The organism is Erwinia tasmaniensis Et1/99 (genome assembly GCF_000026185.1).
GTDB classification, from domain to species: domain Bacteria; phylum Pseudomonadota; class Gammaproteobacteria; order Enterobacterales; family Enterobacteriaceae; genus Erwinia; species Erwinia tasmaniensis.
The window spans coordinates 2,015,340-2,030,399 of the sequence record NC_010694.1; the positions used below are offsets into that span (position 1 = coordinate 2,015,340).

Annotated in this window: 13 protein-coding genes; 10 read left to right on the plus strand and 3 right to left on the minus strand. The window is 57.3% G+C overall.

All coding sequences use genetic code 11. The annotated features are described in order from the left end of the window. Positions 1-2 precede the first annotated feature (2 nt). The 9 genes from araA (at position 3) to nth (ending at position 9,068) form a co-directional block, all read left to right on the plus strand. Positions 3-1,508 carry an L-arabinose isomerase gene (gene araA, locus ETA_RS09975; protein WP_012441507.1) on the plus strand — a complete coding sequence of 502 codons (1,506 nt, stop codon included), beginning with the start codon at positions 3-5 and terminating at the stop codon, positions 1,506-1,508. 408 nt (positions 1,509-1,916) lie between these two features. After that, the gene (locus ETA_RS09980; protein ID WP_012441508.1) at positions 1,917-2,357 is read left to right on the plus strand and encodes a DUF2569 domain-containing protein; all 441 of its coding nucleotides are present in this window, start codon (positions 1,917-1,919) and stop codon (positions 2,355-2,357) included. Between the two features lie 127 nt (positions 2,358-2,484). Next, a complete protein-coding gene (rsxA, locus tag ETA_RS09985) occupies positions 2,485-3,066 on the plus strand; it encodes an electron transport complex subunit RsxA (protein ID WP_012441509.1) in 582 nt (193 codons plus the stop codon). Then, positions 3,066-3,641, plus strand: coding sequence for an electron transport complex subunit RsxB (rsxB, locus tag ETA_RS09990; RefSeq protein WP_012441510.1), 576 nt, complete (start codon positions 3,066-3,068; stop codon positions 3,639-3,641). The genes rsxA and rsxB overlap by 1 nt, the downstream gene beginning before the upstream one ends. Then, the gene (rsxC, locus tag ETA_RS09995; protein WP_012441511.1) at positions 3,634-6,048 is read left to right on the plus strand and encodes an electron transport complex subunit RsxC; all 2,415 of its coding nucleotides are present in this window, start codon (positions 3,634-3,636) and stop codon (positions 6,046-6,048) included. Before rsxB ends, rsxC begins: the two co-directional genes overlap by 8 nt. Beyond that, entirely contained in the window at positions 6,049-7,110 is a 1,062-nt protein-coding gene (rsxD, locus tag ETA_RS10000) for an electron transport complex subunit RsxD (protein WP_012441512.1), read from the plus strand. Next, complete coding sequence (gene rsxG, locus ETA_RS10005; protein WP_012441513.1) at positions 7,110-7,742, plus strand: electron transport complex subunit RsxG; 633 nt, start codon at positions 7,110-7,112, stop codon at positions 7,740-7,742. Before rsxD ends, rsxG begins: the two co-directional genes overlap by 1 nt. Beyond that, entirely contained in the window at positions 7,735-8,436 is a 702-nt protein-coding gene (locus tag ETA_RS10010; protein WP_012441514.1) for an electron transport complex subunit E, read from the plus strand. Before rsxG ends, ETA_RS10010 begins: the two co-directional genes overlap by 8 nt. Continuing rightward, entirely contained in the window at positions 8,433-9,068 is a 636-nt protein-coding gene (gene nth, locus ETA_RS10015) for an endonuclease III (protein WP_012441515.1), read from the plus strand. The genes ETA_RS10010 and nth overlap by 4 nt, the downstream gene beginning before the upstream one ends. Before the next feature lie 90 nt (positions 9,069-9,158). Here nth and betA read toward each other — a convergent pair whose 3' ends face one another. The 3 genes from betA to betI are packed head-to-tail and all read right to left on the minus strand — an operon-like array spanning position 9,159 to position 12,918. Next, complete coding sequence (gene betA, locus ETA_RS10020) at positions 9,159-10,799, minus strand: choline dehydrogenase (RefSeq protein ID WP_012441516.1); 1,641 nt, start codon at positions 10,797-10,799, stop codon at positions 9,159-9,161. 44 nt (positions 10,800-10,843) lie between these two features. Continuing rightward, positions 10,844-12,301 carry a betaine-aldehyde dehydrogenase gene (gene betB, locus ETA_RS10025; RefSeq protein ID WP_012441517.1) on the minus strand — a complete coding sequence of 486 codons (1,458 nt, stop codon included), beginning with the start codon at positions 12,299-12,301 and terminating at the stop codon, positions 10,844-10,846. Between the two features lie 17 nt (positions 12,302-12,318). After that, entirely contained in the window at positions 12,319-12,918 is a 600-nt protein-coding gene (gene betI, locus ETA_RS10030) for a transcriptional regulator BetI (RefSeq protein ID WP_012441518.1), read from the minus strand. Positions 12,919-13,466: 548 nt separating this feature from the next. Here betI and dtpA point away from each other — a divergent pair. Beyond that, a complete protein-coding gene (gene dtpA / locus ETA_RS10035) occupies positions 13,467-14,945 on the plus strand; it encodes a dipeptide/tripeptide permease DtpA (protein ID WP_012441519.1) in 1,479 nt (492 codons plus the stop codon). Positions 14,946-15,060 lie beyond the last annotated feature (115 nt).

Below are 15,060 nucleotides of genomic sequence, written 5' to 3' on the forward strand. Positions count from 1 at the left end.
GTATGACACAGATAAATAACCGCAGCGTCTGGTTTGTTATTGGTACTCAACATCTTTACGGTGTAGAAACCCTGCGCCAGGTAGAGCGTCACGGGCAGCAGGTGGTGGATAGCTTAAACCGCTCGGGGATACTGCCCTTCAGACTGCAAATTCGTCCGTTGGTCAAAACGCCTGATGAAGCCCTGGCCCTGTGCCGTGAGGCCAATTATGACAGCGAATGTTATGGCATCATGACCTGGCTGCACACGTTTTCACCGGCCAAAATGTGGATCGGCGGTCTGTCGGTGCTGCACAAGCCGCTGTTGCAATTTCATACCCAGTTCAACGCCGAAATTCCCTGGGACAGCATGGATATGGACTTTATGAACCTGAATCAGACCGCCCACGGCGGGCGTGAATTTGGCTTTATCGGCGCGCGCATGCGCCTGCCGCATCAGGTCGTCACCGGGCACTGGCAGGATGAACGCACCCTGCTGCGTATCGGCCAGTGGATGCGTACTGCGGCAGCCTTACAGGCGGGCAGGCAGCTCAAGGTCGCGCGCTTCGGCGATAATATGCGCGAGGTGGCCGTGACCGAGGGTGATAAGGTCGCCGCGCAGATCCAGTTTGGATACTCGGTTAACGGCTGGGGCGTGGGTGATTTGGTCGAGGTCATCAACCAGGTGAAAGATGGCGATGTCAATGCGCTGGTTGACGAATACGAAAGCCGCTACGTGTTCAGTGCCGCCGCGGCGGTCGGCGGCGCTAAGCGCCAGAACGTGCTGGACGCCGCACGCATCGAGCTGGGCATCGGCCGTTTCCTTGATGATGAGGGATGCCGGGCGTTTACCACTAATTTCCAGACGCTGCACGGCATGACGCAACTGCCCGGCCTGGCGGTGCAGCGCCTGATGCAGCAGGGTTATGGTTTTGCCGGTGAAGGCGACTGGAAGACCGCCGCCCTGCTGCATATCTGTAAGGTGATGGCCGGAGATCTGACGGGCGGCACCTCGTTTATGGAGGATTACACCTATCACTTCGCGCCGGATAACGACCTGGTGCTCGGCTCGCATATGCTGGAGGTGTGTCCGAGCATCGCCAGCGAAGCCAGGCCGCTGCTGGACGTTCAGCCGCTCGGCATTGGCGGTAAGGCCGACCCGGCCCGGCTGATCTTCGCAGCGAAGGCGGGGCGCGCGGTCAATGCCAGCGTGATTGATATGGGCGATCGTTTCCGCCTGTTGGTCAATGTGCTGGATGCCGTTGAGCCGCCACGGGCGCTGCCGAAGCTGCCGGTGGCGCGCGCCCTGTGGCATGCACAACCCTCGCTGGCCACAGCGTCAGAAGCGTGGATACTCGGCGGCGGCGCACATCATACGGTATTCAGCCAGGCGCTGACGGTTGACGATCTGCGGCTGTACGGCGAGATGCTGGGGATCGAAGTGGTGGTTATCGACGAGCAGACCACCCTGCACGGCCTGCGTGATGCGCTGCGCTGGAATGAGGCTTATTACCGTCTGAATCAACGTTAACGCTTTTTTTCTGAAGAATCGGGCCACGGCCCGGTTTATTCCGGTTTCACTTTCCCACCGCATCAGCCGTGTATCGGCTCCCCGCTTCGGTAGCCAAAGCTGCCACCTGTTTTGCAGGTAACAGGGATAACTCCCGGCAGCGCTTATACAGGCTTAGCCTGCCTTATCCGGCGGTTTTTTTCCGCCAGGCACACTGGCCTTTAGACGCTATCACCTTATACTATCCGCCTTGCAGTGCTGAATGAATGCTGTGGGCCTGGCACTTTGTAATCTGCATATTACCGATAAAATCCCGGCAATGACCTGCGCCGCGATATTACGTATAATCACGTTTATCGTGCATGCTGCCGTCAGGCAACCTGCGTTTACCGTCAAAGGCTGATCCTGTCAGCCGTATAAGGACAAGATGTGGCTGTAGATCCTCAAACCCGCCTCGGCGGCTGGCTGCTGGTGCCGCTGGCCTGGCTGATAATGACCCTGCTGACCAGCGCGCTGGTGATGGCGATGTACTTCAGCGCTCTGTTCGACCCGGCCATGCGTCACGCACTGTTTACTCCTCCTCACGGTGCATTAGTGCAGTGGGCCGCGTCGTTGCTTACCTCTGCGGTAGTCTGGGGCTACAGTGCCTGGGTGACATGGATATTCTGCAAGCGTTCACGCCGTTTGCCGCGTCACTACATTATCTGGCTGCTGCTGAGCGTGATCCTGGCGATAAAAACCTTCGCCTTCTCGCCGGTGACCGATGCCGCGGCAATACGTATGTTGCTCATTGCCCTGCTGGCGGCCAGCGTGCTGGTGCCCTATTTCAGACGCTCACAACGAGTGAAAGCGACATTTATTGAGCCGTAATGGTCAATAAAGCGTCAAAAATTTAATCCTGAGTGCGCTGCCAGACGGCGCATCGCGTGCGGCGGTTGTGGTCGGGTGAGCAATATCCGATACTGGGCCGGTTTTATCTCTATTTTCAGGCGTAACAATGACCGAATACCTGCTCCTTTTTATTGGCACAGTGCTGGTGAATAACTTCGTTTTGGTGAAGTTTCTCGGCCTCTGTCCCTTTATGGGCGTTTCCAAAAAACTGGAGACGGCAATTGGCATGGGACTCGCCACCACATTCGTTATTACCCTGGCCTCGATCTGTGCGTGGCTGGTGAATCATCTGATCCTGCTGCCGCTGGATCTCGTCTACCTGCGCACCATGGCCTATATTCTGGTGATTGCCGTTGTCGTGCAGTTCACCGAAATGGTCGTGCGGAAAACCAGCCCCGACCTCTACCGCCTGTTGGGTATTTTTCTGCCGCTTATCACCACGAACTGCGCCGTCCTCGGCGTGCCTTTGTTAAGCGTCAATCTTAATCATACCTTTATGCAGGCCGCCATCTACGGCTTCAGTGCATCCATCGGTTTTTCGCTAGTGATGGTGCTGTTTGCCGGGGTGCGCGAACGTCTGGTGCTGGCCGACGTGCCCGCGCCGTTTAAAGGTTCGTCGATTGCCCTGGTGACAGCGGGCCTGATGGCGCTGGCCTTTATGGGCTTTGCCGGGCTGGTTAAGTTCTGATGAGTGCTATCTGGATTGCTATTGCGGTGCTGAGCGCGCTGAGCCTGGTTTTTGGTGGCCTGCTGGGCTACGCTTCGCGCCGCTTTGCGGTGGAAGAAGACCCGATCGTTGAGCAGATTGATGCCATTTTGCCGCAAAGCCAGTGCGGGCAGTGCGGTTACCCTGGCTGCCGCCCCTATGCGGACGCCGTGGGTAATAATGGTGAGATGATCAACAAATGCGCCCCCGGCGGCGAGCAGACCATGCTCAAACTGGCGGCGCTGCTTAACGTCGAACCACAGCCGCTGGGTGCGGAAGAAGCGCGCGAACCGGAGCGTAAAGTCGCCTGGATCGACGAAGCCAACTGCATCGGCTGCACCAAATGTATTCAGGCCTGCCCGGTCGATGCCATCGTTGGCGCCACGCGCGCCATGCATACCGTGCTAAGCGATATCTGTACCGGCTGCGATCTTTGCGTTGCCCCCTGCCCGACCGACTGTATCGAGATGCGTCCGGTCGCTACTACCACGGCTAACTGGAAGTGGGATCTGCACACTATCCCGGTCCGGGTCATTACTGTAGAAAGTCATGCTTAACCTGCTTAATTTATTCAAAAAAGATCGGCTTTGGGACTTCGACGGTGGAATACATCCCCCGGAGATGAAGACCCAGTCTAACGGCACGCCGCTGCGCCACTTACCGCTACCCGCGCAGTTTGTTCTGCCGCTCAAGCAGCATATCGGTCATGAGGGTGAGATTGGCGTGCGTCCTGGCGACCAGGTGCTGCGCGGCCAGCCGCTCACTTTCGGCACGGGCCGTATGTTGCCCGTTCATGCCCCCACTTCCGGCACGGTAAGCAAAATCGCGCCGCATATGACCGCTCATCCCTCCGCGCTGGCCGAAATGTGCCTGTTTATCCTCCCGGACGGCGAAGATCGCTGGTGTGAAAAACGGCCGCTGGAAGACTACCGCAGCGTAGAGCGTAGTGAGCTGGTGGCGCGCGTGCATCAGGCGGGAGTGGCAGGTCTTGGCGGCGCGGGATTCCCCACCGCCAGCAAGCTGAAAGGCGGTCTGCACGGGGTCAATACGCTGATTATCAACGCCGCGGAATGTGAGCCCTATATCACCGCGGACGATCGTCTGATGCAGGACCATGCGGCAGAGGTGCTGGAAGGCAGCCGTATACTGGCGTGGATTTTACAGGCTGAACGGGTCCTGATCGGCATTGAAGACAATAAGCCGGAGGCTATTGCCGCGCTGAAAAAGGCGCTGGGGAGCGCCACCGACCTGCACATTCGCGTGATCCCAACCAAGTACCCGTCCGGCGGCGCGAAGCAGCTGACTAAAATTCTTACCGGCAAGGAAGTGCCGCACGGCGGCCGTTCTACCGATATCGGCGTGCTGATGCAAAACGTGGGCACCGCTTTTGCGGTGAAGCGTGCCATTATTGATGGCGAACCACTTACCGAGCGCGTGGTCACGCTGACCGGCGAGTCCGTTGCTCAACCCGGCAACGTGTGGGCGCGACTGGGAACCCCAATTAGCCATTTATTGCAACACGCGGGCTTTATCCCCGGCGCGGAGCAAATGGTGGTCATGGGCGGGCCGCTGATGGGCTTTACGCTGCCCACGCTGGATGTTCCGGTCGTCAAGATCACCAACTGCATTCTGGCTCCAGCCGCCAGCGAGATGGGCCAGAATGAGGCTGAACAAGGCTGCATTCGCTGTAGTGCCTGTGCCGATGCCTGCCCTGCCGCCTTACTGCCGCAGCAGCTCTACTGGTACAGCCGCGGTGGCGATCATGATAAGGCACGCGCGCACAATATCGCCGACTGTATTGAGTGCGGTGCCTGTGCTTACGTCTGTCCGAGTAATATTCCACTGGTGCAATATTACCGCCAGGAGAAGGCCGAAATTCAGGCCATCGACCTGGAAGCTGAACGCGCTGCGCTGGCGAAAAACCGCTTTGAGGCGCGCCAGCAGCGGCTGGAGCGCGAGAAGGCCGCGCGTAGTGCGAAGCATCAGCAGGCTAAACGGAGCGTGGCCAGTAGCGATGCCGGGGCGATCGCCGCCGCGCGCGAGCGGGTTGCCGCACGGCAGGCCGAAGGCGTATCGCCTGAAAACCACGCCGATAACTCACTTCAGGCCGCAGTTCAGGCGCAGCATGAGGCGGAGGTACGCGTACATCAGGCAGATCTTCAGGCGGCTAACGAACCGGTTACCCGTCAGACCCTGGATCCGCGCAAGGCCGCCGTGGAAGCGGCGATTGCCCGCACGAAAGCGAAAAAGGCCGCCCAGGCCGCTGAGGCGTCGCCAACTGAGGCTCCGCAGCAGTCCGCGCCAGAAGATGAACCGCGCAAGGCCGCCGTGGCCGCAGCGGTAGCCCGCACGAAAGCGAAAAAGGCCGCTCAGGCCGCTGAGGCGTCGCCAACTGAGGCTCCGCAGCAGTCCGCGCCAGAAGATGTCCCGCGCAAGGCCGCCGTGGCCGCAGCGGTAGCCCGCGCCAAAGCGAAAAAGGCCGCCCAGGCCGCAGAGGCGTCGGCAACTGAGGCTCCGCAGCAGTCCGCGCCAGAACACGACCCGCGCAAGGCCGCCGTGGCCGCAGCGGTAGCCCGCGCCAAAGCGAAAAAAGCCGCCCAGGCCGCAGAGGCGTCGGCAACTGAGGCTCCGCTGCAGCCCGCGCCAGAAGATGACCCGCGCAAGGCCGCCGTGGCCGCAGCGGTAGCCCGCGCCAAAGCGAAAAAAGCCGCCCAGGCCGCAGAGGCGTCGGCAACTGAGGCTCCGCTGCAGCCCGCGCCAGAAGATGACCCGCGCAAGGCCGCCGTGGCCGCAGCGGTAGCCCGCGCCAAAGCGAAAAAAGCCGCCCAGGCCGCAGAGGCGTCGGCAACTGAGGCTCCGCTGCAGCCCGCGCCAGAAGATGATCCACGCAAGGCCGCTATCGCAGCGGCGATTGCCCGTGCCAAAGCGCGTAAAACGCAGCAGCCTTCGATGCAAGAGGATTAAATGGCTTTTCGTATTGCTAGTTCGCCTTACACCCACAACCGCCGCAGCACCAGTCGCATTATGCTGCTGGTGCTGATCGCCACCCTACCCGGCATTGCCGCACAGTGGTACTACTTCGGCTGGGGCAACATTATCCAGGTACTGATTGCGTCTGTTGCCGCTCTCGTCGCGGAGGCGGCCATCCTGCACCTGCGTAAACAACCGCTTGCGGAGACGCTTAAAGACAATTCCGCGCTGCTGACCGCTCTGCTGCTGGGCGTCAGCATTCCTTCACTGGCTCCCTGGTGGATGGTGACCATTGGCACGGTGTTCGCCATTATTATTTCCAAGCAGCTGTATGGCGGTCTCGGGCAAAACCCCTTCAATCCGGCAATGGTTGGTTATGTGGTGCTGGTCATCTCTTTCCCGGTACAAATGACCAGCTGGCTCCCGCCGGTAGGGTTGCAGGGCATCACGCCCAGCTTTGCCGACACGCTGAGCATGATTTTCCACCTGCATACGCTTGATGGCCACACTATGCAGCAGCTCCAGGTGGGAATTGATGGTATCAGCCAGGCCACGCCGCTGGATCATTTCAAAACCGGACTTCGCGCCGGCCACAGCGCAGAGCAACTGCTGGCGCAGCCGACCTATAGCGGCGTGATCGCAGGGATTGGCTGGCAGTGGGTCAATGTTGGCTTTCTGCTGGGCGGCGTCTTCCTGCTGTTCACGCGCTGTATCCGCTGGCACATCCCGGTAAGTTTTATCGCCTCACTGGCCTTCTTTGCCACCCTGGGCTGGCTGTTATCCCCGCAGAGCCTGGTGACACCGATGATCCACCTGTTTTCGGGCGCGACGATGCTGGGGGCCTTCTTTATTGCCACCGATCCGGTGACGGCCTCCACGACCAATAAAGGTCGCCTGCTCTACGGCGTGCTTATTGGCCTGCTGACGTGGCTAATCCGCAGTTACGGCGGCTATCCCGATGGCCTGGCCTTCGCGGTTCTGCTGGCAAATATCTGCGTGCCCTTGATTGATTATTACACGCAGCCGCGCGTATACGGACACCGTAAGGGGAAGTAATGCTGGATGCTATTCGTAAAAATGGCGTAACGCTGGCCGTATTCGCCGCCATTACCACCGGACTGACGGCAGTGATCAACGCGGTAACCAAGCCGACAATTGAGCATCAGACCGCAGTGCAACAAAAAATTCTGTTGGACCAGGTTGTTCCGCCTGAATTGTACAATAATCGTATTCAGGATGAGTGCTATTCGGTCACTGACCCGGCGCTGGGCAACACTAACCCACATCATCTTTATCTGGCGCGGAAAGATGACAAGCCGGTCGCCGTGGCGCTGGAAACTACCGCTCCCGACGGCTATTCAGGCAATATACAGATGATCGTGGGTGCCAGCTTTGACGGCATCGTTTACGGTACGCGCGTGGTGGAACACCATGAAACGCCCGGTCTGGGCGATAAAATCGAGCTGCGCATTTCCGACTGGATTAACAGTTTCAACGGCAAAAAAGTTAACGGCCCCAGTGACGGCCATTTTGCGGTGAAAAAGGACGGGGGCGATTTCGATCAGTTCACCGGTGCCACTATTACCCCTCGTGCGGTGGTGAATGCGGTGAAACGCACAACGCTGTATATTGAAACCTTACCAGGGCAGCTCTCGTCGCTGCCAACCTGTGGAGATGCCAATGAGTGAAGCGAAAACCCTGCTGGTCGGCGGACTGTGGAAGAATAACTCGGCGCTGGTTCAGCTGCTGGGCCTCTGCCCGCTGCTGGCCGTGACCTCAACCGCCACGAATGCCCTTGGCCTCGGGCTGGCCACCACGCTGGTACTGACCTGTACCAACAGCGCCATTTCACTGTCGCGCCGCTGGGTGCCGGCAGAGATCCGTATTCCAATTTACGTGATGATTATCGCGGCGGTGGTGAGCTGCGTGCAGATGCTGATCAACGCCTACGCCTACGGGCTTTATCAGTCCCTGGGGATTTTTATCCCGCTGATCGTCACCAACTGTATTGTGGTTGGACGCGCAGAGGCGGTTGCTTCAAAAAGCAGCGTGCCGCTGTCGGCGCTGGACGGCATGGCCATCGGCCTGGGGGCCACCAGCGTGATGGTGGTCTTAGGCTCAATACGCGAGATTATCGGCAATGGCACCATCTTCAACGGCGCCGATCAGCTGCTCGGGCCCTGGGCCAAGGCGATGCATATTCAGGTTGTGCATTTTGACTCACCGATGCTGCTGGCAATGCTGCCGCCGGGCGCCTTTATTGGCCTGGGAATGCTGCTCGCCGCCAAATACCTCATCGACAACAAGATGAAACAGCGTGCCACCCTGAAAGCCGAGTCACAGGCGCAGGGGCTGCCGGAAGGGAAAACAGGAGCGCTGTGAACAAGGAAAAGCGTCATGAAATTCTGGTGCGGCTGCGCGATGATAATCCGCATCCCACGACAGAACTTAATTTCACCTCACCTTTTGAACTGCTGATTTCGGTGCTGCTCTCGGCGCAGGCCACCGACGTCAGCGTGAATAAAGCCACCGCCAGACTGTATCCGCTCGCCAACACGCCTGCCGCTATCCTGGCGCTGGGAGTGGACGGAGTGAAAGAACACATCAAAACCATTGGCCTGTTTAACAGCAAGGCTGAAAACGTGATCAAAACCTGCCGCATGCTGCTGGAGCTGCACGGTGGCGAGGTGCCGCAGAACCGGGAAGCGCTGGAAGCCCTGCCCGGCGTTGGGCGTAAAACGGCTAATGTGGTGCTGAATACCGCCTTTGGCTGGCCGACGATTGCGGTTGATACCCATATTTTTCGCGTCTGTAACCGTACCCGCTTTGCGCCGGGTAAAAACGTCGAGGAAGTGGAAGAACGGCTGCTTAAGGTTGTGCCAAAGGCGTTTAAGGTCGACTGCCATCACTGGTTTATCCTGCATGGCCGTTACACCTGCGTAGCGCGTAAGCCACGCTGCGGCTCCTGCCTGATCGAGGATCTGTGCGAATTCAAAGAGAAGGTAGAAATTTGATATAAAAAAACCGGGGGCAGGCTGTTCGCCCCCGGTGATCGTTGCCCCGTTACGGGCGTCAACCGCTAAAAATCGACGCCGTAAACAGAACTAGATTTTGTAGTATTCGGCCGTGGACAGAGGCAGCGGTGCCTTGCCACGGATGGCATCGGAGATTTTCTCGGCGATCATCACCGTTGGCGCGTTCAGGTTACCCGTGGTGATCTGCGGCATGATTGAAGCATCGACCACACGCAGCCGCTGCATCCCATGTACCCGCCCCTCGGCATCAACCACCGCCATTTCATCGTTACCCATCGCGCAGCTTCCACACGGATGGTAAGCGGTCTCCGCATGTTCACGGATAAACGCATCGATCTCTTCGTCGCTCTGCACGTGGCTACCCGGCTGCAGCTCTTCACCACAGTATTCCGCCAGGGCTGGCTGCTGCATGATCTCACGCGTCAGGCGCACGGCGCTGCGGAACTCCACCCAGTCGCGTTCTTCAGACATATAGTTGAAGAAAATTGACGGTGCGGCATATGGATGCTTTGAGGTGAGCTTGATGCGCCCGCGGCTCATCGAGCGCATAGGTCCAACGTGAGCCTGGAAGCCATGCTGTTTCACCGGACTGGTGCCATTGTAGTTAATCGCGACCGGCAGGAAGTGATACTGCAGGTCCGGCCAGTCCGGCCGATCGTCGCTGCGAATAAATCCGCCGGCTTCAAACTGGTTGCTGGCCCCGATACCGGTGCCTTTGAACAACCACTCGGCACCGATTGCAGGCTGATTCCACCACTGCAACGCCGGATAGAGGCTGACCGGCTTTTTACAGCCGTACTGCATATACACTTCCAGGTGATCCTGCAAATTGCGACCCACGCCTGGCAATGCGTGAACCACGTCAATATCCAGCTCGCGCAGCCACTCTTCCGGCCCTACTCCCGAACGTTGCAGGATCTGAGGCGAATTGATGGCGCCGGCGCACAACAGCACTTCACGCTTCGCTTCGGCCCGTTCCTGCTTGCCGTTGCGCAGCCAGGTCACGCCGGTGGCCGTTTTGCCGTCAAACAGAATACGGTCGGTCTGCGCATGGGTGACAATGGTCAGATTAGGGCGCTGCTTAGCCACGTCGAGGTAGCCACGGGCGGTGCTGGAACGACGGCCTTCGGCGGTGACGGTACGATCCATCGGACCAAAACCGTCTTGACGATAACCGTTCAGATCGTCGGTTTCATGATGTCCTGCCTGCTGGGCCGCGTCAATGAAGGCGCGGTACAGGGGATTATTGCCCTGTTTCGGCGTGGTCACGCTGAGGTAGCCTTCGCCACCGTGCCAATCGTTTTCACCGATATCGCGCTTTTCCGCACGCCTGAAATAGGGCAGGCAGTTAAGATAAGACCAATTTTCCAGCCCCGGCTTGCTTGCCCAGTTATCGTAGTCCATCGCATTACCACGGATATAGCACATGCCGTTGATCAGCGACGATCCGCCCAGACCTTTACCACGACCACACTCCATGCGGCGGTTGTCCATATGCGGCTCAGGATCGGTTTCAAATGCCCAGTTGTAGCGTTTACCTTGCAGAGGATAAGCCAAAGCGGCTGGCATTTGGGTACGGAAGTCCCAGCGGTGATCTTTACCGCCTGCTTCCAGTAACAGTACCGATACGTCAGCATCCTCAGTCAGACGGGTCGCCAGTACGTTGCCTGCTGAACCCGCCCCGATAATGATATAGTCAAATTTCTGCATGTAACCTCCGGAAAATTCCGCGGCGAAGCCGCCGCGGCAAGCAATCAGAATGCGGACGGAAACTCGCCCATCTCAATCAGAATTGATTTAGTACGCGTATAGTGGTGCAGCGTTTCCAGACCGTTTTCACGGCCGAGACCCGACTGCTTATAGCCGCCAACCGGCATCGGTGCCGGTGATTCACCCCAGGTGTTCACCCAGCAAATACCCGCTTCCAGCTGATGGATAACGCGGTGCGCACGGTTAAGGGAGTTAGTAAACACCCCGGCCGCCAGCCCATAGTGTGTATCATTAGCGCGCTTGATTACTTCTTCTTCGTCATCGAATACCAGGATGCTCATCACCGGGCCGAAGATCTCTTCCTGCACGATACGCATATCATCACGGCAGTCGGTGAAGACCGTTGGCTCTACGTAGCAGCCTTTCGCCAGCGCCCCGTGAGTCATACGGGAGCCACCTGCCAACAGGCGAGCGCCCTCCTGCTGGCCCAGTTCCAGGTAAGAGACCACTTTCTGACAGTGACCTTCGCTCACCAGCGGACCAAAATTGACCGCCGGATCGGTCGGATCGCCACAGTGAATATTAGCCATTTTCTCCTGCAGGCGCTTCTCAAATGCTGGAAGCAGCGAGCGTTGTACGAATACCCGCGTGCCGTTAGTGCATACCTGGCCACTGCTGAAGAAGTTCGCCGCCATTGCGCCGTCTACTGCACGTTCAAGGTCGGCATCGTCAAACACCACCAGCGGCGACTTGCCGCCTAGCTCCATCGTCACTGACTTGAGATTAGCCAGTGCCGCATCGGCGGTCACGCGCTTACCGGTATTCACTTCCCCGGTAAAGGAGACTTTGGCGATGTCAGGATGCTGACTCAGGCCCTGACCCACGCTGCCGGCACCCTGCACAACGTTGAACACGCCATCCGGCAGCCCGGCTTCGCTAAAGATTTTTGCCAGTTCCAGCGCACTAAGCGGAGTGACTTCACTCGGCTTGAAGATCATCGCATTACCGGTGGCCAACGCCGGAGCGCTCTTCCATAGTGCGATCTGAATCGGATAGTTCCAGGCACCAATCCCGGCGCAAACGCCCAGCGGCTCGCGGCGGGTATAAACCAGCGCGCTGTCACGCAGTGGGATGGATTCGCCTTCTACCGCGACCGCGAGGCCAGCGTAATACTCAAGCACATCGGCACCGGTAACGATGTCGACCACTGACGTTTCGGCAATCGGCTTACCGGTATCGGCCGTTTCCAGCTCTGCCAGCTGCTGATTGCGTTCACGCAGCAGCGCCACGGCTTTAAGCAATACACGACTACGTTCAACCGGCGTGTAGCCGCGCCAGATACGCTGACCGGCATGGGCTGAAGCGACGGCGGCATCAATATCCTGCTGGCTGGCGGCGGTAATTTCAGCCAGCACTTCGCCATTGGCAGGATTGATAGTGGTGAATATGTCTCCATTCCCGGATACTTCGCGCCCGTTAATAAATAGACCACGACGTTGCATAATACCTTCTCCTCCTGTCAGGGGGTGGGAGCGCTGTTTAACCACAGCGCCAGATTTTTATAACAAAGCATGCGGGCCTGCTCCAGCCCCTGCTCCATTGGTTGCGGTGCCAGCGTCAAGCGCAGCCACAGCCCGTCAAGTAATGCCGCCATGCTTGAAGCGGCTTCACGCGCCTGCCGAATGGGTAAGGCGCGCCGATATTGTGCCGCCAGATTAGAATACAGCCGACGATCGTTGATCCGCTGCAGGCGATTAAGATTGGGTTGGTAAAGGCTCTCGGCCCAGAACACCAACCATGTTTTCAGCACGGGAGCAGCAATCTGACTGACATCAAAATTACCATCAATGATCGCTCTGACCTGGTCTTCAGCGCCCGGCCCGGCCTTCCTACGCTGCTGGCGTAACGCCGTGTAGAGGTCAGACAGGATCTGCATCATACAGGCTTCAAGCAGCCCGTTTTTGTCGCCGAAGTAATGGCTGACAATGCCGGTAGACACCCCGGCCTCTTTCGCGATCAGTGCCAGACTGGCATTAGCCAGTCCCACACGGTCAATGACCGTAAGCGTAGCGTTGATAAGCTGCGCCTGTCGAATCGCCTTCATTCCAATCTTTGGCATCACTTAATCGGTTTTGACTATTGAATGACGATAATTATAGTCTTTTTATATTGAACGTTCAATCAATAAAAAATGACCGTCCGTTCCGATAATTGTTAATGCGAATAATAAGGATGAAAGGCCCTGGGATCACAGCCAGCAATTCTTTTCAACCAACATTTATGCAACATGATAAAAACATGATTAATCGCCTGCTCATTAAATAAACACAGCAGTTAATGCCGAAAAATCAATAATGGTAAGAATAACTCATCGATAAGTATTAAGGTAGCGATTGATTCTACAATTTGACGTAGAAAACCAGCCATATCAGAATATAATTCTTAAATTTCCATCATAACAAAATAAAACACCCACACATCCCGCCAGCCACGCCTTCTTACTCTGTTGAGTGCTTTTTTTAACATTAAAAAAATGCTTGCCTCATTGTAGACTATCAGCGAGATTGTTGGCGTTTTTCCTATCTTATAATGATACAGCGAACGCATTCCCCGCGTTACGCTGACTTAATTCCTGCCAAAAAACAGGATATGAATCCAGAGGTATGAGTGTCTACTGCAAACAAACACACCGAGGCAGCCAGCCTTAATGCTTTTAAGCAACCGCGATCATTTTATCTGATCTTTTCTATCGAGCTATGGGAACGCTTTGGCTATTACGGCCTGCAGGGCATCATGGCGGTGTACCTGGTTAAAATGCTGGGTATGTCCGAAGCACAGTCTATTACGCTGTTCGCGTCATTCAGCGCACTGGTTTATGGTCTGGTTGCCGTAGGCGGCTGGCTGGGCGATAAAGTGCTCGGAACTAAGCGCGTTATCGTGCTGGGTACACTGGTGCTGGCGGTCGGCTATGCGTTAGTGGCATGGTCCGGGCATGATGTTGCGATGGTGTATGTCGGTATGGCCACCATTGCCGTGGGTAACGGCCTGTTTAAAGCTAACCCGTCTGCGCTCCTTTCTACCTGTTATGAGAAAGACGACACGCGTCTTGACGGCGCATTTACCATGTATTACATGTCGATCAATATCGGGTCATTTTTCTCCATGCTGGCCACGCCGTGGCTGGCGGCTAAGTTTGGCTGGAGTATCGCCTTCGGTCTCTCCTTCGTCGGGATGCTGATCACCCTGGTCAACTTTATGTTCTTCCGCAAATGGGTGAAAGATCACGGTTCCAAAGCCGATTTCGCGCCGCTGAATTTGCGTAAACTGGCGGCAACCCTGGTGGGCGTGGTCGTAATGATTGCTCTGGCATCCTGGCTGCTTCACAATCAGGGGATTGCGCGGATGGTGCTGGCCGCCATTGCTGCCGCCATCGTAGTGATCTTCGCCAAAGAGGCGCTGGTACTGAAAGGTGCAGCGCGCCGTAAGATGATCGTGGCTTTTCTGCTGATGGTTGAGGCCATTGTCTTCTTCGTGCTGTATATGCAGATGCCGACCTCACTGAACTTCTTTGCTATTCGCAACGTCGAGCACAACATCCTTGGCATTGCTTTCGAGCCTGAGCAGTTCCAGGCGCTCAACCCCTTCTGGATCATGATTTTCAGCCCACTGCTGGCGGCGCTGTATAACAAGCTGGGTGACCGCATGCCGATGCCACATAAGTTCGCGCTGGGTATGCTGCTCTGCTCTGCCGCATTTCTGGTGTTGCCGCTGGGCGCTTCGCTGGCGAACCAGATGGGTATCGTTTCGGTCGGCTGGCTGGTGCTTAGCTATGCGCTACAGAGCGTGGGAGAGCTCATGATTTCAGGCCTGGGCCTGGCGATGGTCGCTCAACTGGTGCCTCAACGTCTGATGGGCTTTATTATGGGTTCGTGGTTCCTGACAACGGCCGGAGCCGCGATGGTGGCAGGCAAAGTCGCTAACCTGATGGCAGTGCCAGAAAATATTACCAACCCGCTACAGTCGCTGCACGTGTACGGTGACGTCTTCCTGAAGATTGGTATCACTACCGGCATCATCGCCGTACTGATGGTACTGGCAGCCCCGATGCTGAACCGTATGACGCAGGACGAACAGCCCGTGGCCTAGCCCGACATCCTGTTGCCGGGGATTTATCCCCGGCTTTAGCAGCAGATCGTTACCCTACAGCAAATCTCCCTGCAATAATAAACGCCTCCCTCTCCCTCATCAGGCCATCTGAACT

Bases quoted from the DNA above. Each gene is read 5' to 3' on its own strand.
- ETA_RS10010 (WP_012441514.1), top strand. From the start codon at position 7,735: ATGAGTGAAGCGAAAACCCTGCTGGTCGGCGGACTGTGGAAGAATAAC.
- rsxB (WP_012441510.1), top strand. From the start codon at position 3,066: ATGAGTGCTATCTGGATTGCTATTGCGGTGCTGAGCGCGCTGAGCCTG.
- betA (WP_012441516.1), bottom strand. From the start codon at position 10,799: ATGCAGAAATTTGACTATATCATTATCGGGGCGGGTTCAGCAGGCAAC.
- rsxG (WP_012441513.1), top strand. From the start codon at position 7,110: ATGCTGGATGCTATTCGTAAAAATGGCGTAACGCTGGCCGTATTCGCC.
- araA (WP_012441507.1), top strand. From the start codon at position 3: ATGACACAGATAAATAACCGCAGCGTCTGGTTTGTTATTGGTACTCAA.
- rsxC (WP_012441511.1), top strand. From the start codon at position 3,634: ATGCTTAACCTGCTTAATTTATTCAAAAAAGATCGGCTTTGGGACTTC.
- betI (WP_012441518.1), bottom strand. From the start codon at position 12,918: ATGCCAAAGATTGGAATGAAGGCGATTCGACAGGCGCAGCTTATCAAC.
- rsxA (WP_012441509.1), top strand. From the start codon at position 2,485: ATGACCGAATACCTGCTCCTTTTTATTGGCACAGTGCTGGTGAATAAC.
- rsxD (WP_012441512.1), top strand. From the start codon at position 6,049: ATGGCTTTTCGTATTGCTAGTTCGCCTTACACCCACAACCGCCGCAGC.
- betB (WP_012441517.1), bottom strand. From the start codon at position 12,301: ATGCAACGTCGTGGTCTATTTATTAACGGGCGCGAAGTATCCGGGAAT.